This window comes from Geothermobacter hydrogeniphilus, assembly GCF_002898515.1.
In the GTDB taxonomy this organism is placed as follows: Bacteria; Desulfobacterota; Desulfuromonadia; order Desulfuromonadales; family Geothermobacteraceae; genus Geothermobacter_A.
Map to the genome: position 1 here is coordinate 1 of NZ_PPFX01000040.1, position 26,398 is coordinate 26,398.

The 26,398-nt window shown below is 61.5% G+C and carries 14 protein-coding genes; 7 read left to right on the forward strand and 7 right to left on the reverse strand.

From position 1 onward, the window contains the following. The 4 genes from C2E25_RS17350 to C2E25_RS14215 all read left to right on the forward strand — a co-directional run. The coding region (locus tag C2E25_RS17350) for a calcium-binding protein (RefSeq protein ID WP_199177441.1) at positions 1-6,360 on the forward strand (6,360 nt) is incomplete at its 5' end. 304 nt (positions 6,361-6,664) lie between these two features. Further along, positions 6,665-7,939, forward strand: a complete 1,275-nt coding sequence (locus C2E25_RS14205) for a TolC family protein (RefSeq protein ID WP_158247276.1) — start codon at positions 6,665-6,667, stop codon at positions 7,937-7,939. Next, positions 7,936-10,029 (forward strand): peptidase domain-containing ABC transporter, encoded by a 2,094-nt coding sequence (locus tag C2E25_RS14210; RefSeq protein WP_103116388.1) that lies wholly within the window; start codon positions 7,936-7,938, stop codon positions 10,027-10,029. The genes C2E25_RS14205 and C2E25_RS14210 overlap by 4 nt, the downstream gene beginning before the upstream one ends. A gap of 2 nt (positions 10,030-10,031) precedes the next feature. Next, positions 10,032-11,342: an HlyD family type I secretion periplasmic adaptor subunit gene (locus C2E25_RS14215; protein ID WP_103116389.1), complete on the forward strand. Its 1,311-nt coding sequence runs from the start codon at positions 10,032-10,034 to the stop codon at positions 11,340-11,342. 387 nt (positions 11,343-11,729) lie between these two features. Here the strand turns inward: C2E25_RS14215 and C2E25_RS14220 are convergent, their stop codons facing one another. The 3 genes from C2E25_RS14220 to C2E25_RS14230 form a co-directional block, all read right to left on the reverse strand. Beyond that, a complete protein-coding gene (locus C2E25_RS14220; RefSeq protein WP_103116390.1) occupies positions 11,730-13,259 on the reverse strand; it encodes a YifB family Mg chelatase-like AAA ATPase in 1,530 nt (509 codons plus the stop codon). 111 nt (positions 13,260-13,370) lie between these two features. Further along, on the reverse strand, positions 13,371-14,075 hold the full coding sequence (locus C2E25_RS14225; RefSeq protein ID WP_103116391.1) for an MgtC/SapB family protein: 705 nt from the start codon (positions 14,073-14,075) through the stop codon (positions 13,371-13,373). 123 nt (positions 14,076-14,198) lie between these two features. After that, the gene (locus C2E25_RS14230; RefSeq protein ID WP_103116392.1) at positions 14,199-15,122 is read right to left on the reverse strand and encodes a zinc ABC transporter substrate-binding protein; all 924 of its coding nucleotides are present in this window, start codon (positions 15,120-15,122) and stop codon (positions 14,199-14,201) included. 87 nt (positions 15,123-15,209) lie between these two features. Here C2E25_RS14230 and C2E25_RS14235 point away from each other — a divergent pair, with 87 nt between their 5' ends. From C2E25_RS14235 to C2E25_RS14245, 3 genes are read left to right on the forward strand one after another with little or no spacing between them, the layout of a single operon-like run. Next, on the forward strand, positions 15,210-15,692 hold the full coding sequence (locus C2E25_RS14235; RefSeq protein ID WP_103116393.1) for a Fur family transcriptional regulator: 483 nt from the start codon (positions 15,210-15,212) through the stop codon (positions 15,690-15,692). 5 nt (positions 15,693-15,697) lie between these two features. Further along, on the forward strand, positions 15,698-16,435 hold the full coding sequence (locus C2E25_RS14240) for a metal ABC transporter ATP-binding protein (protein ID WP_103116394.1): 738 nt from the start codon (positions 15,698-15,700) through the stop codon (positions 16,433-16,435). After that, entirely contained in the window at positions 16,428-17,210 is a 783-nt protein-coding gene (locus C2E25_RS14245; RefSeq protein ID WP_103116395.1) for an iron chelate uptake ABC transporter family permease subunit, read from the forward strand. The genes C2E25_RS14240 and C2E25_RS14245 overlap by 8 nt, the downstream gene beginning before the upstream one ends. 17 nt (positions 17,211-17,227) lie before the next feature. Here the strand turns inward: C2E25_RS14245 and C2E25_RS14250 are convergent, their stop codons facing one another. The 4 genes from C2E25_RS14250 to C2E25_RS14265 all read right to left on the reverse strand — a co-directional run bounded on the left by C2E25_RS14250 (position 17,228) and on the right by C2E25_RS14265 (position 26,320). Beyond that, positions 17,228-17,983 (reverse strand): sulfite exporter TauE/SafE family protein, encoded by a 756-nt coding sequence (locus C2E25_RS14250; RefSeq protein ID WP_103116396.1) that lies wholly within the window; start codon positions 17,981-17,983, stop codon positions 17,228-17,230. 27 nt (positions 17,984-18,010) lie between these two features. Beyond that, the gene (locus tag C2E25_RS14255; protein WP_103116397.1) at positions 18,011-21,103 is read right to left on the reverse strand and encodes a DEAD/DEAH box helicase family protein; all 3,093 of its coding nucleotides are present in this window, start codon (positions 21,101-21,103) and stop codon (positions 18,011-18,013) included. Positions 21,104-21,260: 157 nt separating this feature from the next. After that, entirely contained in the window at positions 21,261-23,123 is a 1,863-nt protein-coding gene (locus C2E25_RS14260) for an RNA-binding domain-containing protein (protein ID WP_103116398.1), read from the reverse strand. After that, on the reverse strand, positions 23,117-26,320 hold the full coding sequence (locus tag C2E25_RS14265; protein ID WP_103116399.1) for a site-specific DNA-methyltransferase: 3,204 nt from the start codon (positions 26,318-26,320) through the stop codon (positions 23,117-23,119). The genes C2E25_RS14260 and C2E25_RS14265 overlap by 7 nt, the downstream gene beginning before the upstream one ends. Between the last annotated feature and the right edge of the window lie 78 nt (positions 26,321-26,398).

Sequence of the window (26,398 nt, forward strand, 5' to 3'; positions counted from 1 at the left end):
GACCGGATCAACATCACGGCCGGCGGCGACCATGTCATCGACCTGGGCAGCGGCGATGACGACCTCTACGCCTCCGGCACGGTCGGCAACCTCAGCGCCGATGGCGGCGCCGGGCGCGACTACCTCGGCGGCCAGGGTGGAGAGGACATCCTCGAAGGCGGTGACGGCGCCGACGGCCTGTACGGTTCGGGCGGCGATGACCGGATCTACGGCGACCGCCAAGGCGCGGCGGCCGATTTCATTGCCGCCGGGGCCGGCGAATCCGGCACCGGTCAGCAGGGGGAGTGGGTCGACGCCGAGGCCGGCAATGACCAGATCTTCACCGGCGCCGGCAACGACCTGATCGCCGGCGGTGACGGTGACGACCTGATCGTCTCCGGCGGCGGCGACGACTACATCGGCGGCGACTGGAACAGCTACAGCCCCGACGGCAGCTGGCGCGACTGGACTCTCAAGGAGACAACCTTCGGTGGAGGGAACACCCAAGGCTATCGCTACACCACCACCCATGTCGAAACCGAGTCGAGTACCGAGGCCGGCAACGACACCATCTACGCCGGCGCCGGCAACGATGTCGTCATGGGAGAACGCGGCGACGACACCCTGTACCTCGAAGCCGGCAACGACAAGGCCTGGGGCGGCGAAGCGGCCGACATGATTCTCGGCGGCGACGGGGACGACCTGATCGTCGGTGACAACAGTGTCGACGTGGTGGCCGAGGCCCTGCACGGAAACGACTTTCTCGACGGCGGCGACGGCAACGACCGGCTGTTCGGTGACGGTGGTTCCGACTCTCTGTTCGGCGGCGCCGGCGATGACTACTTGGCCGGAGACAGTGCCGGCCAGCAGATCGGCGGCGACGATTACCTCGACGGCGAGGCCGGCAACGATATCCTGCTCGGCGGCGGCGGCGCCGACATTCTGCTCGGCGGGGACGGTACGGACGAACTGTACGGCGACAGCTCCGACACCCCGGCGGCGCAACAGGGTGACGACTATCTCGACGGCGGCAGCGGGGACGATCTCCTGATCGGCAACGGCGGCGATGATGTTCTTGACGGCGGTGCCGACAACGACACCCTGGTCGGCAGCGGCGGCGATGACACCCTGCTGGGCGGCAGCGGGGATGACAGCCTCTACGGCGAAGCCGCTGACACGCCGGACGCCGACCAGGGCGACGACCTGCTCTACGGCGGCGCCGGAAAAGACACCCTTATCGGTGCCGGCGGCGATGACGCGCTGTACGGCGGCGAGGGCGATGATTTCCTCGATGGTGATGCCGGGGGGTTGGCCGCCGGCCTGTATGGCGACGACTATCTCGACGGCGGTGCCGGCAACGACGTCCTGCTCGGCAACGGCGGTTCCGACACCCTGGTCGGCGGCAGCGGTGATGACAAGCTCTACGGAGAGGCCAATGACACGCCCGCGACGGTCCGGGGGGATGATTATCTCGACGGCGGCGACGGCAACGACACTCTCTACGGCATGGCGGGCTCCGACACCCTGCTGGGCGGAGCGGGAACCGATATCCTCTACGGCGGCCAAGGCAGCGATACCCTGAAAGGCGGTGACGACACCGACCTGCTCTACGGCGATACCGGCAATGACCGGCTGCAGGGGGATGCCGGGCATGACACTCTGAGCGGCGGCAGCGGCGACGATCAACTCGACGGCGGCAGCGGTGACGACCAGTTATTTGGTGGCGATGACGCGGACAGCCTGTCTGGCGGCACCGGCAACGACAGCCTGTACGGCGATGCCGGTGACGACCTGCTCGACGGCGGCGAGGGCGATGATCTGCTGACCGGCGGTGCCGGCAACGATGTCCTCCACGGCGGCAACGGGCAGGATCTGCTCAACGGCGGTGCCGGCACCGACATCGTCGACGGCGGTGACGGACAGGACAGCTATCTGTATGCCCGCGGCGACGGCCTTCTGACCATTCTCGACGCCGGCAGCAACACCCTGCGCTTCGGCCCCGGCATCAGCAGCGACAGCCTGACCCTCGGCCTCGGCTCGTTGCTGATCCGCACCGGCGCCGACGGCGATGAAATCCACATCGAAAACTTCAATCCCGATGACGTTTTCTCCCAATACGCCATCGACCGCTTCGAGTTCGCCGACGGCACGGTTTTAAGCTATGAGCAGCTGCTGGCTCGTGGCTTCGACCTGAGCGGCACCGCAGGTGACGATGTTATCGAAGGCACCAGTGTCGATGACCGCCTGCGGGGTCTGGCGGGCGACGACACCCTGATCGCCAGGGCCGGCAACGACCTGCTCGACGGCGGCAGCGGGGCGGACACCATGCGCGGCAACCAGGGCGATGACATTTACCTGGTTGATGATGCCGGTGACCGGGTCGAAGAGCTGGTCGGCGAAGGGACCGACGAGGTTCGTTCCTCCATCAACTACACCCTGGGGGCCAACGTCGAAGACCTCACCCTGACGGGATCGGCAGCGCGAGGGACCGGCAACGAGCTGGACAACCGGCTGGTCGGCAATGCCGTCGACAACCGCCTCGAAGGCCTGGCCGGAGATGATCAACTCTCCGGCGGTGACGGCGCAGACCAGCTGCTCGGTGGTGACGGGCAGGATCTCCTGGAGGGTGGCGCAGGCAACGACCGCCTGGAGGGTGGCGCGGGCGATGACTCCCTGAATGGCGGTCTCGGCGCCGACCTGCTTGTCGGCGGCACGGGCAACGATTCCTACCTGGTCGACAACAGCGCCGACCAGGTGATTGAAACGGCCGGGGGCGGTTACGATCGGGTTGACAGCCGGATCGACTACACCCTGAGCGGAGATGTTGAACAGCTGACCCTGATCGGTCCCGCCGCGCACACGGGCGTGGGCAACGCCGAGGACAATCGGCTGGTCGGCAATGAGTTTGACAACCAGCTCAAGGGACGCGGCGGCAATGACCGGCTGGATGGGGGGGGCGGCAACGATCAGCTGTACGGCGGAGCCGGCAATGACGACCTGGACGGCGGCGCGGGCGACGATCTGCTGCGTGGCGGCCGTGGGGATGATCTGCTCTACGGCGGCAGCGACAGCTTTGATGAAGTCTATGGCGGCTCCCCGACCAATAACGACCAGCTTTTCGGCGGTGCCGGCAATGACCAGCTGGACGGCGGATCCGGAGACGACCTGCTGTTCGGCGGCCGGGGCGACGACATTCTCTACGGCGGCGATGACGGCTCAGGCGGCGGCTATTATGTCGATGGCGGCTACTGGGTCGATACCGGCGGGGGAAGCAACAACGACCACCTCGACGGGGGCGCCGGCAATGACCAGCTGGACGGCGGATCCGGAGACGACGTGCTGCTCGGCGGTGAGGGAGACGACATCCTCTACGGCGGCGATGACGGCCGGGGCGGCGGCTATTATGTCGACGGCGGCTACTGGGTCGACACCGGCGGGGGAAGCAACAACGACCATCTCGAAGGCGGTGCCGGCAAGGACCAGTTGGACGGCGGATCCGGAGACGACGTGCTGCTCGGCGGTGAGGGAGACGACATCCTCTACGGCGGCGATGACGGACCCAGCGGGAGTTACGATCCCTATGGCGGCGGATACGGCGGCGCACTGAGCAATGACGATATCCTGGACGGCGGTGCCGGCGACGACATTATCAGCGGCGGCAGCGGCAACGATCAGCTTCAGGGCGGCGCCGGAACAGACATCCTCGACGGAGGTTCAGGCAACGACCTGCTGGACGGCGGAACCGGGATCGACACCATGGCAGGCGGCAGCAGCGACGACAGCTATTACGTCGACGGTTACAAGGTCGTCACCGTCATCCCCGGCAGTGACGGCACAACTCCTCCCGGCCGGGGGGCCGGTTGCGACGATGACGACCATGATCACGATCACCACAGCCGGGGCAACGAAGGGGTCGGCAACGGCGAGGATCCGCCGCCGCCCGGACATGAACACAACTGGAATGACGGGCCCGGCAGTCACCCCGGGGAACCGGACCGCAAGGGCCGTGACGGGGACAGGGCATGGAAATCGGACCATGACGGTCATGACCGGAGCGAAGACACGCATGGCGATGCCGTCCGGGAGCATGTTCAACGGGACCATGACGGGGACAGCGGCCACGGAAACCGGAAACGGGACAGCGACGATGAGGGTCACGTCCATCGACATGGCGACAGAGACCGTGACGACGGCCGGGAAGCCCGGGGCGGGCATGATGATCATGATGGCGGCAACCCCTGCCATGACGGTCGGGGCAGGGACGATGAGAACCGCCGGGAGCACCATGACCACGGGGACGATCATCGGCATGGCGACCACCGACGGTCGGGATCCGCTCTGGTCTACGACGATCTTGTCATCACCCGCTATGTCACCGACCAGGTTGAGGAGCAGCCCGGCGGCGGCTACGACCGGGTCTTCAGTTCCATCAGCTACGGCCTGACCGACAATGTCGAAGAACTGATCCTGACCGGCAGCGACAACCTGGACGGCACCGGCAACGACCTGGCCAACCGGCTGGTCGGCAACAGCGGCAACAATCGTCTCGACGGCGGACTGGGCGCCGACACCCTGCTCGGCGGCGTCGGGGATGACAGCTACATCGTCGACAACCCCGATGACACCATCATCGAATTCGCCGATCAGGGCTATGACCGGGTCGAGGCGGCGGTCAGCTACAGTCTCGGTGAGAACCTCGAAGCCCTGACCCTGGCCGGATCCGGCAACCTGCGGGGTACAGGCAACGCCGCTGACAACCTCCTTGTCGGCAATCGCGGCAACAACCGTCTCAGGGGCCGCGGCGGCAACGACCTGCTGTCCGGCGGGGGCGGCAATGACCTGCTCAAGGGCGGTGCCGGCGACGACGTCTATCTCTACCGGCGCGGTGACGGGCTGGACCGAATCGAGGACGGCAAGGGGCGAAACAGGATCCGCTTCGCTGAGGGGATCGGCCGCGGGGATGTCGCCATCCACCTGGTCGAGGACAACGGCCGGACCATCGCCCAGCTCCGTCTGCTCGATGACCGGGGGCAGACCCTGGCCGAGGGGATTGACCTGGTGATGCAGGCCGGCAGCCTGCCGATCGGGAGCATTGAATTTGCCGACGGGCAACAGGTGGCGCCGGACGAGCTGATCGTGGCCCGCGCAACCCGGCAGGGAACGGCCGGCCGGGATCGCATCCGAACCGGTGCCACCGATGACACGATTCAGGCCGGGGGAGGTGATGACCTGGTTCTGAGCGGCCGCGGCAATGACCTGCTGCGCGGGCAGGCCGGCGACGACCTGCTCGCGGGAGGGCTGGGGCACGACCGGCTCTACGGCGGTGCCGGCGCGGACCGGCTGTTCGGCGGTTCGGGTGACGACCGGCTGAGCGGCGGTCGGGAGGCCGACCTGCTGGTCGGCGGTGCCGGCAATGACCTGCTCAAGGGCGGCGCCGGCGATGATATCTACTGGTTTGCCCGGGGTGACGGCATCGACCGGATCGAGGATGGCAAAGGCGCCAACCGGCTTCGGCTGGCGCCGGGGATCGATCGCGACGATGTGGCGATTCGCCTGGTCAGGAAGCGGGGGGAAAAGATCGCCCGCATCCGTCTGCGCGACCGGCACGGCTCCACGCTGGACGAAGGGATCGATGTGGTGATGCACAAGGGCGCGTATTCCCTGGACGAGATCAGGTTTGCCGACGGCAGCCGCCTGGCCCCCGAGGAGCTGTTGGTGGCGACCGAGAGACAACGGGGAACCGGCGGCGCCGACCGGATCGCAGGCGGGGCGGCGGATGATGTCATTCATGCCCGGGGCGGCGACGACCGGGTCGCAGGCGGACTGGGCGACGACCGGCTTTACGGCCAGCGGGGCGATGACCGCCTTGCGGGAGACGCCGGACACGACCGGCTCTATGGCGGTGCCGGGGATGACCGGCTTGCCGGCGGCTACGGCAACGATCTGCTGGTCGGCGGCGTCGGCAACGACCGGCTTGAGGGCGGCGCCGGTGCCGACCGCTACCTGTTCCATACCGGTGACGGCCGGGATCGCATCGAACTGGAGGAGGGGCGCCGCGCGGCCGGCGACAGCATCCTGTTCGGCGCCGATGTCGAGGCCGGCGACGTGGCGCTGCTGCGCGACGGCGAGCAGTTGAAGGTCGGCTACGGCAACGGTGACCGGATTGTGGTCGAGGACTTTTTTGCTGACGGCCGCGCCGGCGCTCTGGAGAAAATTGTTCTCGATGACGGCCGCTATCTGCAGACCGACGATATCCAGCGCATTGTTCAGCAGATGTCCGCTTATGCCGTACAGGAGGGAATCCGTCTCGATACCCTCAGCGACGTGCGTCAGAATGACACGCTGATGACCGTGGTCGCAAACTCCTGGCACTCCGCATAGCACGTTTTGAGTTTTGCTGCCGGCCGGCGTGACCGGCCGGCGGGATATTCCCTGAATCAGTGAGTTTCTGTTGGATGGAGAGTGCAAGTGCTTGGCCTGAAAGAGGTTTCCAAAAATCTGAAGCGCACCCACAGGTTCGCTGGTGATTTTTGGGAAGTTCTGGCAGGTCAATGACTTGTGCTCTCCGCCGACAAGGAACTCACTGATTCAGGTACTCCTTTCAGGTGGTGTTGCAGTGGTTGTTTTTTCGATCCGTCTCCGGTGTCAGGGGGTGTTTCTGCTTTCCCTTCTGACAATTCTCCGGATGCTGGGAAGCCCTCTCCCGGCCACGGCCGAAACTATCGATTTTGTCAGTGTTCAGCGGCAGGCCCTGGAGCACTCTTTTGCCCTGAAAGTGGCCGGAAGTGATCTTGCTCTGAAAAAAATTGAACAGCAGGAAGCCGGATCGCTCTATTTCCCGACCTTGTCGCTGCGCTATGACACCGGCTACGCCTGGGCGCTGAATGCCGACGGTGAGGCTGTCACCATCGGTGATTCGATCGGGGCCACCGACCTTTCGACCTGGCGCAATGCGTTCAGTCTCTCGGGGAGCCTGCTGTTGTATGACGCGGGCGTCCGGGAAGCCGGGGTGGAAAAGGCCCGTCACGGGGTGCGCGCCGCCGAGCAGGCGCGGCAGAAACAGCAACTCGCGCTACGCCTGCAGGTGCTGGAAAGCTACCTGCAGGGGGTGCGGTCCCAGACCGATCTCAGCATCCGGAAACAGATTCTGGCCGCCCGTAAACAGCTGTACCGGGCGCTCGACCGTCTGCGGCAGGCCGGTACCATCGATGAGGCCAGGGTGCGGGAGGCGGCCCTGGCCCTGGCGGAAGAGGTCACCCGCATGGATGACCTGGAGTTACAGTTTCACGCGGCCCTGGAGTCCCTGACCATGCTGACCGGACGGACGTACGATTGGCGCGACACGCTGTTGGCTCCTCTGCCGAATCCCGAGACCGGGATCGAAAACCCCGTTGATGTGAGCCGTCTGCCCGAGATTCGGGAACTGGATGAAGAACTGGCGCAGTTGCGGGCGCAACGGGAGGCGGCCGGGCGTTCGATGTTTCCTACTGTGGGTCTGTATGGCAATTACCGTTGGTACGGTGCCGACGCGGACAGCGGCTGGCAGGCCCTGAACGACTTGAGCGGGCGCGATGCCACCCTGGCGGTGGCGGTCCAGTGGGAGTTCTTTTCCGGGTTCCGCGACCGATTGCAGGTGGCGAAGCTGGATGAACAGATCCGGCGACTGAGATGGCAGCGCCGACAACGCATCGCCGAACTGCAACGGGAGGTTGCCACCCTGCAGCACCTTGCCCGGCAGATGCCGACCCGGATCACCCATCAACAACAACGCTCAAAAGGAGCCGAAGGAGTGGATGACGCCATCACCCGCCTGGGCAGCCGGAAACTGCTCGACACCCCGTCAATCCTGGCAAAGCGGATCGAGCGCCTGGGTTCGGACCGGGAAGAGAGCCTGAAACGAACCCGGCAACAGGGGGACCTGTTACGCCTGGCCATCCTCAGGCAGGAAGCCGGGTCATGATCGGCGGCCTGCTGGCTCTGGAAGTCGTGGCCCGCATCAATCGGGTGGATTTTGATGCCCGGGCGGTGGTCCGCGAGTTCGGCCTGCAGGACGAACTCGCCCCTGAGGAACTGATCCGGATCGCCAAAGTTTTCGGGTTTCGGGCCAGGCGCAAGAGCCTTTCCCTCGAAAAGCTGGCTTCCGGCTATCCTCTGCCGGCCATCGCGATCTTGAACTCAGGCGGTTACCGGGTGCTGCTCAAGGTCGATCCGGTGGCCGGCAGGGCACTGCTGCTGACTCCGGGAGAAAAGAACACTACCGAGATGGATGCCGACAGCCTGCAGGCGGAGATGGACAGCTGCCTGGTTCTCAGTCATCGCAAATCATCCTCCCACTCCGGGTTCGGGTTCCGCTGGTTTCTGCAGGAGATCGGCAAATTCCGCCGCATCATCGCTGAGGTGCTGCTCGGATCCTTCGTGGTTCAGCTGTTCGGACTGGTGACGCCGCTGTTCACCCAGGTCATCCTCGACAAGGTTCTCGTCCACCACAGCCTCTCGACCCTCGATGTCCTGGCGGTTGCTTTTCTGGCGGTGGTGCTGTTTGAACTGCTTTTGAATATTGCACGGAACTACATTTTCATCCACACCACCAGCAAACTGGACGCCAAGCTGGGCGCCAAGCTGTTCAGGCACCTGCTCGGCCTGCCGTTTCGCTACTTCGAGTCGCGCCAGGTCGGCAATATCGCCGCCCGGGTGAGGGAACTCGATACCATTCGGGAGTTCATCACCAACAAGGCGGTCAGCGTGCTGATCGATGTTTTCTTCTCCGGAGTGTTCGTGGTGGTGATGCTGCTCTACAGTGTCAAGCTGACCCTGGTGGCGCTCGGTTTTGTCACCGTGATCGCGCTCCTCTACCTGACCGTGACCCCGGAACTGCGGCGCCGGCTGAAGCAGAAATTCCAGATGGGGGCCGCCTCCAACTCCTACCTGGTGGAATCGGTCACCGGCATGCAGACGGTCAAGTCCCTGGCCATCGAAGGGGCGATGCAGAGACGCTGGGAGGACCATCTGGGTCAGTATGTCCGCTCCAGTTTTCGCCTCGCGAATATGTCCAAAATCTCGGGCGCGGTGGCCGGGTCTCTGCAGCGGTTGATGACCATCTCCATTCTCTACCTCGGGGTCAGGGCCGTGCTGCAGGGCGAGATGACCATCGGTCAGTTGATCGCCTTTCAGATGTTTGCCGGCCAGTTCACCGGGCCGGTGCTGCGGCTGACCAACCGGTGGAACGAGTTTCAGCAGGCGCTGCTGTCGGTCGACCGGCTGGGCGATATTCTCAACCAACCCCTGGAAACCCCCTCGGACAAAGCCATCACCCTGCCCAGCCTGCGGGGGCAGATCCGTTTTGAAAATGTCAGCTTCCAGTACACGCCGAACGGTTCCCGGGTGCTCGACGGGGTCGATCTGACCATCGAACCGGGGCAATGCGTGGGGATTGTCGGACGCAGCGGCAGCGGCAAGAGCACTCTGGCCAAACTGCTGCAGCGGCTGTACATCCCCAACGAAGGGGCAATCTTCATTGACGGGATCGATGTCAGGCACATGAATCCGTTCTGGCTGCGGCACAATATCGGCGTGGTGCTGCAGGAGAACTATCTGTTCAGCGGCACCATCCGCGACAATATCGCCCTGCCCCGTCCCGACGCCCCGATGGAACTGGTCCTCGAAGCGGCCCGCCTGGCGGGAGCGCACGAATTTGTTTCCGCCATGCCCGAAGGCTACGACACCCGGGTCAGCGAGCGTGGCGGCTCCCTTTCCGGCGGTCAGAAGCAGCGGATCGCCATCGCCCGGGCGTTGATCACCAGACCGCGGCTGTTGATCTTCGATGAGGCGACCAGCGCCCTCGACTACGAATCGGAAAGGATCATTCGTGACAATATGCGGGCCATCAGGCAGGGGCGCACCACGCTGATCATTGCTCACCGGCTGTCGACGATTCGCGACTGCGACCGGATTCTGGTCATGGAACAGGGCAAGGTGGTTGAATCGGGGACCCACGAACAACTCTTGAACCAGGGCGATTATTATCATCACCTGCACAGTCAACAGGCCTGAACATGTTCCGAACCCGAAACGATCATCACCAGTTCAAACCGCTGCTGGTCGAAATTGAAGAGGAACCGCTCAATCCCCTGGGGCGTCTGATCTTCTGGACCATTCTCGCGGCCCTGCTGCTGAGTGTCCTGTGGATGTTTTTCGGCCGGGTCGACGTTGTGGTCTCAGCACGCGGCAAGGTGATTCCCGCCGGCGAGGTCAAGGAGGTCCAGCCGCTGACCAGTGGCGTGGTCAGGGCGATTCTGGTCAAGCCGGGCCAGAGAGTTGAAGCCGGCGAGGTGCTGATGGAGATCGACCCGACCGAGACCGAACCTGAACTGGCCTCGATGAAGGCCGACCGGAAACGGGTGGCCCTTGAACTTAAGCGCCTTGATGCCTTGTTGACGGGAACAGACTTTACTCCTTCGCAAAACCTCTACGATGACGAGATCGTGGAGGTCCAGAGGAAACTGTATCTTTCCGCAAAGGAGACGCTGGCGAAACAGGTTCAGGTTAAACAGGAGGAATTGGCCCAGATCGAACAACAGCTTGCCGCGGCGCAACAGTCTCTTGAACAGGCCGATTACCTGTTGCGGGTCGGCCGCGACCGCCTCGACCGGATCACGCCGGTGCGGGATCTGCTCAGCAGGGACGAATACGACCGGGCACTGACCGATGTGGCGGCCTACAACAGCCGGCAGATCACTGCCCGGCACAAGGTGGAGGAACTGGAGGCGTCCCGCGGGCAGGTTCAGGAGCAGATCCGGTTGATCGAAGAGGAGAATCGCAACCGGCTGTTGACCGAGATGGCCCGGAAACGGCAGGAATCACTTTACCTGACATCAAAAATCGAACGAACTGAATTCGTCAACTCCCGGCAGCAGATCCGGGCTCCGGTACGCGGCTATGTCGCGCAACTCTTTGTCCACACCATCGGCGGGGTGGTGACTCCGGCCGAAAAGCTCGCCACCCTGGTGCCGGCCGATTCCAGACCGGTGATCAAGTCCCGGATTTTGAACCGCGACGTGGGTTACGTTCACCCCGGCATGGAGGTCGCGATCAAGGTCGACACCTTCGATTTTCAAAAGTACGGCATGTTGAACGGCCGGCTGCTGCAGGTGGCTCGGGACAGTGTCGACGATGACCGTCTCGGTTTGGTTTACGAAGCCTATGTCGAACCGCTGGAAACGTCTCTGCTGGTCGATGGTGTTCCAACGTCGTTGACAACCGGGATGAGTGTCACCACTGAAATCAAGGTTGGAAAAAGACGCATCATCGAGTTTTTCATCTACCCCCTCATCAAGTATTGGGATGAAGGAACCAGTGTGCGATGAAAGAATCGATCTATGGTATCAACACCGAGCGTCGGCCGCATATTCTCATGGCGATGTGAGAGCAATAACCTGAATCAGTGAGTTCCTGTTGGATGGGGAGTGCAAGTGCTTGGTCTGAATGAGATTTCCAAAAATCTGAAGCGCACCCATAGGTTCGCTGGTGATTTTTGGGAAGCTCAGGTAGATCAATGACTTGTGCTGTCCGCCAACAAGGGACCCACCGATTCAGGAATAAGGTCAAATTCTGGAAACTGGCATCTCACAACACCCTGAATAAACCCTGAATAAACCCTGAATAAACCACTCCGTGTCGAATATCCATTCGTTATAAAATCCGGTCAATAACCCACATCTATTGTCATCAACATTTAAGTATTTTCTCAGCACTTACCCCAGCTTCCGATCCAGCCCCCGGTACTGCACCGCCTCGGCCAGGTGCGGCTGGCGGATGTCATCTTCCCCTGAAAGATCGGCGATGGTGCGGGCGACCTTGAGGATGCGGCTGTAGCTGCGCGCCGACATGCCCAATCGGTCAACCACCATCTCCAGCAGTTTTTCTCCCTCTGCGTCCAACCGGCAGAACTGTTTCAGGTGCCGGGCCTGCATCTGGCTGTTGGTGTGCAGGCCGAAGGGTTCCAGGCGCTTGCGCTGAATCTGCCGCGCCGCCTCGACCCGGGCGCGGATGGCGGCGGATGATTCGGCGCTGCAGGTCGCGGCGAGATCCTTGTGGGCGACCCGCGGCGCCTCGATGTGCAGGTCGATGCGGTCGAGCAGCGGTCCGGAGAGGCGGCTGCGGTAGCGCTGGGTCATCAGCGGGGTGCAGGAGCAGGGGTGCTGGGGGTCGCCCAAAAAGCCGCAAGGACAGGGGTTCATCGCCGCCACCAGCATGAAATCGGCCGGGTAGGTCAGGGTGGTGGCGGCGCGGCTGATGGTGACCTGGCCGTCTTCCAGCGGCTGGCGCAGCATCTCCAGCACATTCTTCTTGAACTCGGGCAGTTCGTCGAGGAAGAGAATACCGCGATGGGCCAGGGAGACCTCTCCCGGCTTGGGATAACTGCCACCACCGATCAGCCCGGCATCGGAGATGGTGTGATGAGGATGACGGAAGGGGCGCGAACTGAGCAGCGCCTGTTCGCGAGACAGCAGACCGACAATGGAGTGGATCTTGCTCGCTTCCAGCGCCTCCTCGAAAGCGAGCGACGGCAGGATGGTCGGCACCCGTCGGGCGAGCATGGTCTTGCCGGAACCGGGGGGGCCGACTAATAGAACATTGTGGCTGCCGGCGGCGGCGATCTCCAGCGCCCGCTTGGCCTGCTCCTGGCCGGCGACCTCGGCGAAGTCGGCCTCGCCGGAAACCCTTTCGGCCTGCAACAGCGCGGGGTCGACCACCACCGGCTCAAGAACCTGTTCGCGGTTGAGAAAATCGACCACCTGGCCCAGGTCCTCGACGGCGTAGACCGGTGAACCGGCTGCGATGGCCCCTTCGGCGGCGTTTTCCCGCGGCAGGATCAGGCCGTCGACATCCCAGTCGCGGGCGGCGACGGCCACCGGCAGGGCGCCGCGCACCGGCTTGACGCGACCGTCGAGGGAGAGTTCGCCGAGCAGCACGTAACGGCCGGCGTTGCCGTTTTTGACCACCCCGGTGGCGCTGAGCAGGCCGATCGCCATCGGCAGGTCAAAGGCGGCGCCGTCCTTCTTGATGTCGGCGGGGGCGAGGTTGATGGTGATGCGGCGGGCGGGAAACTCGTAGCCGGAGTTCTTGATCGCGCTCTTGACGCGGTCCTTGCTCTCCTTAACCGCTCCCTCGGGCAGGCCGACGGTGGCGAACTGGGGCAACCCCTGGGCAATATCGACTTCGACTTCAACCGGGTAGGCATCGATGCCGAGCAGGGCACCGGAGGTGATTTTGGCGAGCATGTTCCCCTCCTGGGAAAGAGTCCGGTCGTCAATGACCGCTCTCAAGATAGCGGGAAATGCCGGCAACGGCAAGGGTGGATGGCTGAAAGTCGTTATCGGCGCAGGCCTCTTTCAACGACAGCCGATACGTCGCACCCCTTCCATGCCGGAAATGCGGCTGATCAGTTCACGGCCGATCCAGCGGTGGTGGTTGGTGATCACATATTCGAGGGAAATTTCTCCGGCTTCGAGATCGACGCCGATTTTGGCGGAAACGATCCGCAGGCGGTGTTCCGCGAACAGCTGTTCAATCTCCCGGTCCAGTTCCGGGCGGTTAACGGCCGTGACTTTCAGGTTGGTGTAGCGATCTTTCTTGATAACCGGCTCGAAGCGTTTCAGCCAGACCAGGCTCATCAGGGCAAGAAAGGTCGACAGGCCGCCGACAATGAAGAGACCGACGCCGAAGGCCATGCCGAGGGCGGCGACCATCCACAACGAGGCGGCGGTCGTCAGGCCGCGGACGTTGACCCCTTCCTTCAGAATCACCCCGGCTCCGAGAAAGCCGATGCCGGAGATGATCTGCGCGGCGGTCCGGGCCGGGTCGAGACGGAGGATCGAATTGCTGTCCAGAGCCCCGTACTTGACTACGAAAACCTCGGAAATGACCATCATCAGGCAGGACGCGACGCAGACCAGTATGTGGGTACGGAGCCCGGCCGGGCGGCCATGCCGTTCCCGCTCCATGCCGATCATGCCGCCGGCCAGGGCCGCCAGCAGAAGCTTGACAGTCACCATCAGGATATCGCTGCCCAACAGGTTGGCTCCCCAGGTTTCCATAGGATCCTTTCGGTCTGCTGCAACAAGGATGTCATGCCTTTGAAATTATTGCATTCATCGGGCAGAAGACAAGTCCCGGCGGGTTCTTTGCGCCGGGAGACAATAATTTGCTTGCTCAGCCTGCTACTGCCCGAGACAGGCCTGCAGGTTGTCGGCCATCCCCTGCAGCAGGGCGAGGTAGCTGTCCGGGCTATCGGGCAGGGTGGCGCCGATCGGGTCGAGTTCACCGTGGCGGGCGCCGGTCCCTTCGATCAGGGTCGCCACCAGGCGCGGTTCGAACTGCGGTTCGCTGAAGACGCAGCGCACGTTGCGGTTCTTGATCTGACGGCGCATTTCACGAATCCGGCGCGCTCCCGGCGCCCGTTCCGGGTGGATCGCCAGAGCGCCGAGGGGGTGAAGGCCGAAGGCCTGTTCAAAGTACTGGTAGGCATCGTGAAAGACCAGGTAGGAAGACTGCCGCAACGGAACGAGTTGCTGCTTGAGGCGATGCTGCAGCGCGCTGATCTTCCGCTTTTCTGCCGCGGCATTGGCCCGGTAGCGGGCGGCATGCCGCGGGTCAAGCTGGATCAGCCGGGCGCTGAGGGCATTGAGCAGTTGCCGGGCATTGGCCGGGTCGAGCCAGAGGTGGGGATCGATGCCGCCATGTCGGTGCTCCTCGTCCGGATCTTCTCCCCAGGAACCACCTTTGCGGGCCGGCAGCAGATTGATGCCGGGCAGCTTGGTCAACTGCAGGGTCTTTGTCCGCAGGTTCGGATCCCGCAACGATTTGGCGAGAAACGATTCCAGTTCCGGCCCGATCCAGAGGATCAGGTCGGCGTGGTGCAGCGCCCGCATCTGTGAAGGGCGCAGGGCAAAACTGTGTGGCGAGGATCCGCCCGGCAGCAGCAGTTGCGGTTGACCGACGCCGGCCATAACCGCGACGGCCAGACCGGCCAGCGGCTTGATGCTGACCACCACGCGCGGGGCCGCCAGCGCCTCCGGGGCGGCGGCGAACAGCAGGCAGAACAGCAGCCATCCCGCGACCGGCAGCAATCGTCTGCGCACCATCAGCAACTCCTTTGAATCACTCACCACGACAAGCGGATTGGCGATTCGCAACAAAATGTTATAGTGTTACATATCACAGGAGGCCGCATGTCACAACCGATTGCTGATCATCCCTTCACCCCGCACGACCACCAGCAGTGCATCGACCAGGCCATGGCCCGGGCCGAAGCCCTCTGCCGGCGGCAGCGGGCGCGCCTGACACCGCTGCGCCGCCGGGTACTGGAACTGCTCTGGCAGAGTCATCGACCGGTCGGTGCCTACGAGCTGCTTGAACAGCTGCGGACCGGGAGCCGGGCGGCACCGCCGACCGTCTACCGGGCACTCGATTTCCTGCAGCGGGTCGGCCTGGCGCATCGCCTCGCCTCGCTCAACGCCTACACCGGCTGCTGTTATCCGGGAGAGTCCCATGCCGGACAGTTTCTTATCTGCCGTTCCTGCCAGGCCTCCAGCGAACTGAGTTCGGCCGGTGTCAGCCGTTCGATCCGGCAGGCTACGGCAGCGGCCGGTTTTTCCGTCGAGCAGCAGACGGTGGAAATCCACGGACTCTGCTCCCGCTGCCGGGAGGACTGAAACGGATGGCCGACAACCGTCGCACCCTGCTTGAATTGCGGCAGGTCAGCTACGCCCGCCAGGGGCGGATGCTGGTCGAGGGGGTCGACCTGCGCATCGCGGCGGGAGAAATCCTCACCCTGATCGGTCCCAACGGCGCCGGCAAAACCACCCTGCTCAAGCTCGCCCTCGGCCTGCTGCCACCGACCTCGGGCCGCATTGACCGCTTCCCGGGACTGAGTATCGGCTACATGCCGCAACGGCTGCACATCGATCCCTCTTTTCCCTTGAGCGTGAAACGTTTTCTGCACCTTGCCGGCCACTGCCGCCCGCGACAACTGGCCACCACCATGGCCGAAACCGGTATCGAGCCGCTGGCCGGACGCGCGATACAGAACCTTTCCGGCGGCGAGTTGCAGCGCGTGCTGCTGGCTCGGGCGCTGCTGCGCAATCCTGATCTGCTGGTCCTCGACGAACCGGCACAGGGCGTCGATGTCCATGGCCAGACCGAACTCTACCAGCTGCTGGCCGGTCTGCGGCAACGGCGCGGCTGCGCCATCCTGATGGTTTCCCACGACCTGCACCTGGTGATGGCGGCCACCGACCGGGTGGTCTGCCTCAACCATCATGTCTGCTGTACCGGGTCGCCGGAAAGTGTCAGCCGCAACGCCGATTTTCTCACCCTGTTCGGCCCCGCGGCCCAGCACAACCTGGCCTTCTTCAGCCACGACACCGATCACCACGAGGGACACCCCCATGGATGACTTCATTCTACGCGCTCTGTTCGGCGGGCTCGGCGTCGCCCTGGTGGCCGGGCCCTTCGGTTCCTTCGTCGTCTGGCGGCGGCTGGCCTACTTCGGCGACACTCTTGCCCACGCCGCCCTGCTCGGAGTCGCCTGCGCCCTGCTGTTCGACCTGGCGCCGATTCTCGGCGTGTTGCTTGTCTGCCTGACGCTGGCGCTGCTGCTGTTCCTGCTGCAGCGCGGCAAACGCCTGGCCGGTGATACCCTGCTCGGCATCCTCTCCCACTCGGCGCTGGCCCTCGGGCTGGTCGTTCTGTCACGGATGGAAACGGTGCGGGTCGACCTGCTCGGCTACCTGTTCGGTGACATTCTCGCCGTCAACCGGGCCGACCTGGCCTGGATCTACGGCGGCGGGGCGGTCGCCCTGGTCGGACTGATGGTTCTTTGGCGGCCGCTGCTGGCGATCACCGCCGACGAGGACCTGGCCCGGGTCGAGGGAGTGAAGGTCGACCTGGTGCAGGCCGCCTACCTGCTGCTGATGGCGCTGGTGGTGGCGATCATGATGAAGGTCGTCGGGCTGATCCTGGTCACCGCGATGTTCATTATTCCGGCCGCCACCGCGCGTCAGCTGGCACGCAACCCGGAAAGCATGGCGCTGCTGGCGGCGCTGGTCGGCATCCTGGCAGTGAGCGGCGGAATCGGCAGCTCGCTGGCCTGGGACACCCCGGCCGGGCCATCGGTGGTGCTGGCGGCGACGCTGCTGTTCATCCTGGCACAGATCAAGGGCAGGATGTGAGATGAAAGAACGCAGGGTCAGGGGAAAAGCAGCAGTTTCAGGGCGAAGACCAGCACCGTGACCGTCACCACCTTCTTGATCCAGTCATGCCCCCTGGCCACCGCCAGCCTCGGCCCGATCACGCCGCCGACCGAGTTGCCGGCCGCCAGCGCCAGGCCGAGCGCCCAGTTGATCTGGTCGTGGTAGATAAACACCCCGAGGGCGATGAAGGTGTAGGTGAAGATGACAAACACCTTGACGGCGTTGATCCGCACCAGGTCGAGACCATGGACCAGCAGCGCGGTGATGACCAGGAAACCGACCCCGGCCTGAACAAAACCACCGTAAACCCCGACACCGAAGAAACTGATCACCAGGACCAGCTTGCGCAACGGACCGAAGACAACATCCTCCCGACGGAAGCGTTTCATCGGATCGAGGGCGGTGAAGACCATCACCCCGATCATGATCAGCGCCAGGATACGTTTGAACAACTGGTCATCGAGACTGATCGCCAGATTCGCCCCGAACCAGCTGCCGAGCAGCGCCGGCGGGGTGCAGAGCAGCGCCAGCTGCAGCGGCAGCATGCCGCGCTGGCGAAAACCGCGGATGGCGAAGATGTTCTGGCAGAAGATGGCGATGCGGTTGGTGCCGTTGGCCATCGCCCCGGGCAGGCCCATGAAGATCAGCAGCGGCAGGGTCAGCAGCGAACCGCCGCCGGCCAGCACGTTGAGGATGCCGGCGATCACACCGACGGCGAATAAGAGCGGGAGTTGCCAGAGGTAGGGGTCCATAACTCGTTTTTCTCTTGGTTCAGGCCGTTAACTCAGCAGTTGCTCAAAAATCCTCGTCAGATAGCTGCTGCCATCACGCAACCTCACCGACTTCTGCCCCAATTCGTTCTCGTCGTGCCAGTCGAGTCGCAACACGCCTTTTTGAATCATGGCCTCGGCAAGCTCCATCTCCTTGTCCGTTGGAGCCGAACCTTTGAAGCGCCCCAGCGGGGATGAATCTCGCAGCAGGATGAAGGAATGAATCGCCCAGTCCCTTTCGGTGCGTCGGCTCAACTCCCTCGCCAGCTCGTTCAGCTGTCCGCTTGTGGCGACACGTACTTTGTCGTTCAGAGCCCCCGTGCTGTTCAGGCCAAGATCATCGTCCTTGACGATACCGGTCTGCCCTTTGGGGTCGAACAGAGTCAGCGTCGTCTTTTTCTTCTTCTCATCCACGATCCACAAAACGAAATCGGGATAGAAAACCCGCGTCTCCCCCTCGAGGTAGAGGCCGATGGAACGCAGGGACTCAACGTTGCGCATCAGGTAGAATTCCCGCGAATCCCTGGCATAGTTGGTTTCGATGAAGGCCAGAATGTCGCGCAGAAATTTGCGCTCACCGGCGTTGAGCTTGTCCGGAGTGATGCCGATGCGTTTGAGCTTGTACCTCTTCAGCAGATTTTCCGTCGCCTCCCCCAGCAACGGCTTGTAGATATGATAGGGCTCCTGCTCCTCCTTGAGTTGCAACTGGAGCTGTTCGCGCAACCCGGCGTCATTCTCGAATTGCTGTTTCTCTTGATCGTTCGCGAACTCAAAGGTCAGAGAATAGCGGTCAATGAAATCGCCGGGCACACCAGCAACGCGCTGCCTGACCTCCTCGTACCGGTAGTGGCGCCTGTCGATGTCATAGCGCACCTTGTGGAAAATCTTCTCCAGCACATCCCGCTGAACCTCGTCCAACACGCGCTCAACCACCTGCCAGGAGCGATCCGACAGACCTTGATCGTAAAGCACCTGGCGAACCACCGGCAGCAGGTTGTTCAGGGTCAGTCTCTCTGACGTCGCGCCGTTCTGATAATAGAGCTGAACCCGTTGCTGGCGGCACCAGGTCTCCAGGCGCTGCTGCAACCAGGTCAAGGGCAGAAAAAATGGCTGCTCCAGGCAGGCCTGCAGCTGTGGAATCAGATTCTCGCCGGAACAGGACCGGTCGCTCCGGTAGTCGAGTGTAAATCCGGGATTGACAAGTGCCCCCTCCAGAACCTCGCCATGGGCCAGATACTGCCAGTTCCAGCTATGGTCGTGCGCATCGAGGGTTATCCGCAACGGGGCGTCAAATTCGAACTGGCCGACCTTGAAGGTCTGCAGTTTGGGCTGATAATCCTCAAAGGAGAGTTGCTGTTTGCCGACTTTCACCACACTCGGCCGGACATCGATAGTGAAGGGTCCGGCAATCGCGGGAAGGTCCTGTTCGAGCGCCTTGAGAAAGGTCTCCAGCCAGGAACGGTTGAGACTGAAGATATTGAGGGTTTCCAGGCGGCGCAGGCGGTTTTCCGGGGTTTCGCTCTCGAGCAGCTCCTGATAGTCGGCGCAGTGCTCGAAATGTCGCCGTTTACCATCGCCGCGCACCCCTTTGAGGCGGACCCCTCGACCGAAAATCTGGATGATCTTGTTCCCCTTGCTGGAGCCGAGATTGATCAGGCCGATGATCGAAACCCGAAAGCAGTTCCAGCCTTCGGCAAATTTGCGGCTGCCGACCAACACATTGATCGGCGAGGCGGGATCATCAATGGCCGTGAAGTGGCACAACGGGCTGACAATATCCGCCTTGATCAGATGTACCAGCGATTCCCCGCCAGCGTTGTGCAGCTGCGGGTGTTCCTCGCAATCGGCGAAAAACTTGTCGCCGTTGCCGACATTGATCAGCCCCCAGTAGGCGCCATCCCCCCAGGAGAGCCAGACCTCGTCCTTGACCGCCGGAGAGCGGGTCAGGGTCAGCCTGCCACTGCACTGTCCGTTGAAAATGATCTGATAACGCTGCCGCTCCTCTTCCGGCAGATGTGCCAGCCAGACGACAAACTTGCGGATGTCGGAAACCTCGTCCTTGCCTTTCCCTTCCTGCTTGGCATCCTCGACCGTGTTCCCCATGAACGCCAGCAGGGGTTTGTCGGGAAACCGGCCACCGAATGAGAGTTCTCCGGCCTCCGACTTGCTCACGACCAGTTGCTGATGGGCCTGCAGTTTGCCCTTGAGGGTATCGAAAGTGGCGGCAAAAAAGGCTGCCTCGCTCTTCCCTTGGTCGGCAAACCGGTCGTCGCTCAGAGATTGCAGGGCATAGTCCTTGCCGTAGCCGTCTTTGAAGAAACGGTAGTAGTTGTAGTCGTAGACGATCTGTTCTTCATACTCGCGCACATGCTGCTCGGCGATGCCGTGATAGGTGGCCGAATACTCGAAGAGAAAGCTGTTCTCGGGCCGCAGCAGCTCCTTTCGCAGTCGCTTAAAGGCCCCAATCTTTTCCTTGCCGCCGCTGGCCAGGCCGATATGCCCCTCATCGACCAGCACCAGCCGGAACAGACGCTTATGCTCCGGCATATTGAAAAAACCGGCCTCGCGGTTGAGCAAGGCGCCCGTCGTTTCAACAATCAGTTTGATGCGGTTGTTGCACAACCTGTTCAGTTGCCGCACCAGTTCACTCAGCTCCCGCTCATGCTGGGCAATGAGATTGACCCCCGGCGTGGTCAAAATCAGCTGCAGCTCGTCAAAGTCCTGCACCCCGCCGATATGGTCGATGAACTGCAGGATGTTCAGGTGCATCAGCAGGGTCTTGCCGCTGCCCGTCGCCATCCAGTAAGCCAGCGCCTTCTGGTCGATAAAATCCCTGCCGGCCCTTTTTTGACTGAGAAGATGCTCGGTGAAATAGAGCGCCAGAATCTGATAGTAACGTAGCTTGAAGCGAGTATTCAGCAGACGATTGTAATCCGCCAGCCACTGCTGAATTTTGCGGGCCACGGGTCTGGACAGGCCGCTGTGCTGCCGGGAAGCGTAGCTTTCCACCTGGCGCTGATAGTCAGGGTCATGCCCTTCGGCGCGCTGATGAAAATCGGCCAGCAATTCCTTTTTCAGCCGGTTGTAGAGTTTCAGTTCCATAAAAATCCGGCCCCATCCGTGCTGAACGGCACGGCAGACCCCTCGACAATCACATAGGACAAGATTGTTATCCCTCCAGATTTCAACATTTCAAGCAAGGACAGGACCGGCAAAGAGCCGACCAGTCACATACCCGTTACACAGAGTCCAACCAAAATCACTCATCCTTGGAAACAACCGTATAGGCCTGATCCACCCGATTGGGTTTGTCAGGGTAGCGCAACCGGAGGACTCCATGGCTCACCATGGGCGTCAGGTAGCGCGCCCGTAGACTGTCTGGATTGCGCTGCAACAGGCCGGCCAGTTCCCGGCGGGTCAGCCAGCGCCCGCGACAGATTTCAACTATCAGCCTTTCCATCTGCTCCGGCGGCAGTCGCTGACGATTTTTGGCCGGTTCGGCAATCTTCAGGAGTAGAGGGTCGAAATCCTTATGTATGGAGTCAGCGCCCTTATGTACGGAGTCAATATCCTTACGTACGGAGTCGGTGCCGTTATGTACGGAGTCGTTGTCACCAAGTCGAATGTCAGAAGCCGGCAAACGATAGCGTGTCCAACGCCCCTGGCCTTCCTGTTGCAGAGTACCTTGGGAAACCAGCCCTTGAAGGATACGCGTTACGTCACTGGCGTGCCGCCCAGTGATCTGCCGCATTCGGGCATTATCGACCGCTCCCTCGATATCGGCTGTCACCAGAGCCTGGATCTCAATCTCACTGAAACGGCCGAATCTGGCTCCAAAACGCGCCTGCAGCCGTTGCAATGAATCCTCGGGGATCAGGCTGACCATCGGCAACACCCAGAGTACCCGATCCGGTTGGACCTGTTCTCTGACCATGGGCGAGCGCCAATGCTGTGAATTCCATCCCTGAAGGATCTTGTCGACCCCGGAGCCGGCTTTTTCCGCGCCGCCGATCATCATGAACATGGTCTGAAGAGATTTGTTTCGGCACTCACTGACATTGCCGCGCATCAGCTGATCAAAGGAGACCAACAGCGTTCCCGGATTGGAGAACTCGAAACGATCCTTGTGCTTTTCGACCACGATACCGCCCTGCCCCTGATAATCGGCATGGATCAAGGCATTGACCAGGGCCTCGCGAATCGCCTCGTGAACGATGGTCTCACCGCGACGGAACAGATCACTGTCAAGCTGGAAGGGGAGCTTCAGATCCTGGGCCAGTCGCTGGATCACCCGCAGATAGAACTGAAACAGGTTTGCCGGCCAGGTTCCGTCAACAGTCAAACGGTCGGTCCAACGGATTTCAGGATCAGTCGACAGTTTTTCCCGGTAATCGACATGATATTGCGGCAGCGCTTCGCGGATCGCCTCATCGCAACCGAACATCAGTAGCCCGGCCACCGTCACCCCTTCGATGCCGCTCAGCCGGTCACGACGCCAGCCCCCCAGCTTGGTCAGCAGGCCGATATCGTCCTCACTCAACCAGGGGTGGGTCGGCTTGTGCGAGGCAAAACGCTGCCGATACTGCTGCAGGCTGGTCCGGTCCAGGTCGTCCAGGGTGAAGCCCTCGATAATTCGGCTGTCGGCCGGCTGCTCGGCACGGTCGGAGAGCATCCGGCCGACTTCCTGTTCCGTGCAGTGATAATCCCCCTCGAAATTGCGGCGGTAGGTTCCGGTCAGCGGGTTTTGGCCAAGAAAGACCGGGCGTTGATAACGGGTTGCCTGCGGCACACGAATAGCGAGAATCAGACCATCAGGGTGCGGCACTTCAGCCAGATCGGTGTCACAGAGCAGATTTGTGCTGACCTTGCCCCGGTTGTTGATGGTATCCCAGAAATTCTTCTTCAGTTTCTCAGGGTGGTCGACGCCGCTGACCCCGCCGTCATCCTCAACACCAAGCAGAATGACACCACCATGGGTATTGGCCATGGCGCTGTAAGTCTCCCACAGGCTGCGTGGCAGACCGCCTTTGGCCGACTTGAACTCAAGGTCATCGCACTCTGCCCAATCGAGCCGGGCAAGAATTTCGACCGAATCGATTCTTGGCGCCTTGCGGTTTACCATGACGCCCCCCGCATGAAATCGGCGGCGGTAATCAAAATGGTGTCGATGGCGAGGCAGCGCAGATCGGCGTCGTGGTTCACCTCCAGCCGCTGCAGGGTGCTGACGCCCTGTGCGTCGACATATCTGGCGAGGATGGCGTTAAGGTTGGCGGTATCGTCCTCGGCATCGTCGATGTCGCGAAAAACCACCAGGGTGCCGTGGGTGGTCTCCACCGCCAGGTAGGGGCGGTCAAACTCGCGATAGAGCCGCCGCGACTTGACCCAGTAGCCCTGCAGATAGCACCAGGTCTCCATCAGGTCGATGGTCTTTACTTCCCGCGCCTTGCCGATGCGGAGGGTCTGAGAGAAGGGGCGCGCGAGGTCGAGGGTGGTGGCCAATTGATTCTGCTCGGGGCGGAACAAGTAGCTGACCGGCACCTGCTTGGGCAGGGTGGCCTCGTCCCAGACCGGCACCAGGTTATCGAGCAGGTCTTCGTACTGTTCTAAAATCTGGACTTTAATACACCTAAGTTGCACATCATTGGAGGCAGGAATGCAGTCTTTCCAGTGAGTTGAATATACTGCCCGCTTTACACGAGGCTTTAGGATGCTTTCAAAATATTTCCCCATTTCGATAAGAATGAAGCGACGGGGATCTTTCTTACTAAGAACAGCTTGCCCCGTAGTTCCCGACCCAGCAAAAAAATCGACTACAAAATCATGCTTTGCTGTCGACATGTCCAGAAGTTCTGAAATCAATTTTACCGGCTTAGGATTTTTAAACAGCTTTGGCCCTAAGATACGGGCAAGGTCTTGGGTGCCATCTCGATTACGCCCATACCTTTTTGCATCCACCAGGAGGCTTCTTGGGGTGACGCCTCTTTGGTCAGGTTCCCAAGTCTTAGTGTAAATTTGCCAATTCCCCTTTTTGTCCTTGTTGAAAATCAATTGATCTCGCTCTTTTTCGACCTTGTCCTTACTCCACCGCCATATTGTGGTTCGCCTATCAGGACTCGGTTGAGGCGGATAAAGCAGTTTGCCATCCGGGGCTTCGATAGGGAAGTCCATACTTTCGCTATATGAAAGACTAGTTTTATCGAGTCTCTCGAGGTAATAACGACGCCCATTCTCTGACCGATTGTATTTTGCTGTCATTGCCGCACTTTCGTGCTCAATGCGGTTTACTAAAACTTGTTCAATATTTTTGAACGCTGGAAATATATATTCATGCTCTATAACATGTGTTTCACTGTCGTCCCCACCACCAGCTTTTCGTTTCCAAACAAAAGGCGCTGCTGCGCCTTTTCTAAATAGAATTGAAAGAACCTCTTGCAACCGCATTTGTTCTTTTTCATTAATACTGCAAAGAATTAATCCGGACATATCCAGAAAAAAGGACGCTAATTGTAGACGATCAAACATCATCGACGCCCAGCTCGAGTGGCGGAAGCTGTCTTTGTAGAGAAAACCGTCGCCGCCGGTGTTGTAGGGCGGGTCGATGTAGATGCACTTGATCTGTTCGCGGAACTTCTCCTGCAGCAGGTTGAGTGCCTGCCAGTTCTCGGAATTGATCAGCAGGCCGTCGGTCTGCTCGTCGAGGTTGTCGAACTCGGGCAGGCTGAGCAGATCGTCCTGAAAATCGGGGTCGGTCTTGAGGTAGAGGCTGGTATCGACCACCAGGGTCGGGTGCTCGGCGAGCTGTGCGGCGTCCGTGATATCAACCTTGAACACCTCGCGCCATTCTTCCCGCTGTGCTTCGCAGGCGAAGACCCGCTCGTGAAAGGCCTCGGGAATCTTGCCTACGGAAATCAGGTAGTGGGTGTCGACCACCTTCTTCTTCAGTTCGAACAGCCCTTTTTGAAACTCCTCAATCGCAGACAAAAAGGCGATCAGCCGGTCGGCGACCTGGTTAAAGGCGCGGGCAATGAGCACCGTGGCGTTGTCTTCGCCGGCATGCAGCAGGGCGTCGAGATCTGAGAAGATCACCTGCTTGATGAAGCGGTTTTTCTCGCGGGTGAGAAAGCCGAGCAGGTCCTTGTGGATGAAGTAGTCGGCATCGTTGCCGACATAGAACTTGTTGAGGTTGCGATCGAGCTGCCAGAGGGCTTTGGCGGTGGCGTCCTGCGCCAGCGCCTCCTTACGGGCCTCGACGTTTTTGCCGAGGTCCTTGAACTCGTCGCGACCGGCCAGGGCCTCGACATACTTGTCGAACTTGAGGCGCAGCTGCCCGATCCCCTTGACCGAACCGCCGTCGGTCTTGTCGTAATCGTCGCTCAGCTCGTTGAACAGCGGCTTGCCGGGCGGGTCGTCATTCTTCCCCGGTTTTTTATACAGATAGGGGATCAGCTCCGTTTCCTCAGCAAATACCTCCTGCCAGAGGCGGGGGTAAAGCACGGTTTTCGGCGTGGAGGCCGCCGCCAGGGCGAAACGCACCTGCCAGAGGGTACGCGGGTTCCCTTCCGCGTCGGTCTCCTCCACCGGCTGAATATCGAGCAGGCGGTACTGCTTGACGGCGTTCTCCTTGTTGTTGTTGCGCTCGCTGGTTTCAGCGTCATCTTCGCTGCCGCACAGGCGGAACTCGATCCACTTGCCGCCGATTTCGCAGCGCACGCTGTGAAAACCGTTGCCGGTCTTGATGTAGTAGCTGTCCTTGTGTTTCCAGTGGAAGAGGGTGTCGGAGCCGTCGTAATCGGTCTCATAGGGAACCTTGAAGGCGCTGGCGGCGCGGGTGTTGTAACCGAAATCACCGTTCTGGTAGTAAAGCTCAAAGAAATTGAGCAGGTGGTTGTAGACCCGCACTTCGAGGTCTTCAGTGGAGAGCTGCCGGGTTTCGAGGAAGGTTTTGAGGTGGGCTTCGGCCTGCTCGCGCTCCTGGTCATCGGCCAAAACCAGCAACGCGCGAAAATCGTCCTGCGCCGACAGATTGTCGGGGGCGGCCACAAGCGTCTCCCATTTCGCCTCCCCCTTTTTCCCCAGGGTCGCCGCAAACGCCGAGAGCCAGTTGCGCGCAGCGTCGCTTTGGCTGTTCTGCACGCTGCCCAGCGCCCACATCACGGTAGCGCGCAGACTCTCCTCTCCCTCGCCATCGATAAAGGACTCGATGAACTTCCGCTTGAGGCGGATGATGCGGTAGATGCCGAAGTCGAGGTCGTGATCCTCGAACTGGAACATCCCCTTCAAAAAATCTCTCAGCTGGTCAAAGGCATTGAATTCGGACACGAAACCCTCCTGAGGTTGTCCTGGCCATTCCACATGTTCGGTCTGTCAGATTATGTCATTACAGCCAAATCCGCCAGT

Bases quoted from the DNA above. Each gene is read 5' to 3' on its own strand.
- C2E25_RS14240 (WP_103116394.1), top strand. From the start codon at position 15,698: ATGGCCGACAACCGTCGCACCCTGCTTGAATTGCGGCAGGTCAGCTAC.
- C2E25_RS14245 (WP_103116395.1), top strand. From the start codon at position 16,428: ATGGATGACTTCATTCTACGCGCTCTGTTCGGCGGGCTCGGCGTCGCC.
- C2E25_RS14205 (WP_158247276.1), top strand. From the start codon at position 6,665: ATGCTGGGAAGCCCTCTCCCGGCCACGGCCGAAACTATCGATTTTGTC.
- C2E25_RS14220 (WP_103116390.1), bottom strand. From the start codon at position 13,259: ATGCTCGCCAAAATCACCTCCGGTGCCCTGCTCGGCATCGATGCCTAC.
- C2E25_RS14235 (WP_103116393.1), top strand. From the start codon at position 15,210: ATGTCACAACCGATTGCTGATCATCCCTTCACCCCGCACGACCACCAG.
- C2E25_RS14255 (WP_103116397.1), bottom strand. From the start codon at position 21,103: ATGGAACTGAAACTCTACAACCGGCTGAAAAAGGAATTGCTGGCCGAT.
- C2E25_RS14215 (WP_103116389.1), top strand. From the start codon at position 10,032: ATGTTCCGAACCCGAAACGATCATCACCAGTTCAAACCGCTGCTGGTC.
- C2E25_RS14225 (WP_103116391.1), bottom strand. From the start codon at position 14,075: ATGGAAACCTGGGGAGCCAACCTGTTGGGCAGCGATATCCTGATGGTG.
- C2E25_RS14250 (WP_103116396.1), bottom strand. From the start codon at position 17,983: ATGGACCCCTACCTCTGGCAACTCCCGCTCTTATTCGCCGTCGGTGTG.
- C2E25_RS14230 (WP_103116392.1), bottom strand. From the start codon at position 15,122: ATGGTGCGCAGACGATTGCTGCCGGTCGCGGGATGGCTGCTGTTCTGC.
- C2E25_RS14260 (WP_103116398.1), bottom strand. From the start codon at position 23,123: ATGGTAAACCGCAAGGCGCCAAGAATCGATTCGGTCGAAATTCTTGCC.
- C2E25_RS14210 (WP_103116388.1), top strand. From the start codon at position 7,936: ATGATCGGCGGCCTGCTGGCTCTGGAAGTCGTGGCCCGCATCAATCGG.